At 42.4% G+C, this 255-nt stretch carries 1 protein-coding gene; it reads left to right on the top strand.

Going from position 1 to position 255, the window contains the following annotated elements:
• Nucleotides 1-53 precede the first annotated feature (53 nt).
• On the top strand, nt 54-255 hold a 202-nt coding region (locus tag QN347_RS20385; protein ID WP_323494488.1), incomplete at its 3' end, for a hypothetical protein.

Here is a 255-nt window from a genome sequence, read left to right as displayed (position 1 = left end):
CTGAATAAAGTTAATATAAAACAGAACACTAAAATAAAAAGAGGACTAGGTTCATGCAGCATCCTGAAAACCTAAAAATCCAGGAACAAACACGCCAAAAGCGTATTGTCTATGTCATTACAGGCTTATTCGCTGCTGTAATGCTGGGTTTAGGTTTACTGGCGATTTTTTCTGGTCATTTTGCGGGTACTACTAAACGCGGCCAACTCTTTAGCGCGGATGGATTGACTGCCCAATGGATGGGCGGTGTGCAGA

Source organism: Sphingomonas sp. 10B4 (genome assembly GCF_035019905.1).
Classification (GTDB): domain Bacteria; phylum Pseudomonadota; class Alphaproteobacteria; order Sphingomonadales; family Sphingomonadaceae; genus Sphingomonas; species Sphingomonas glacialis.
Note: the sequence above shows the minus strand (reverse complement) of the source record. Positions and strands in the feature narration are given on the sequence as shown.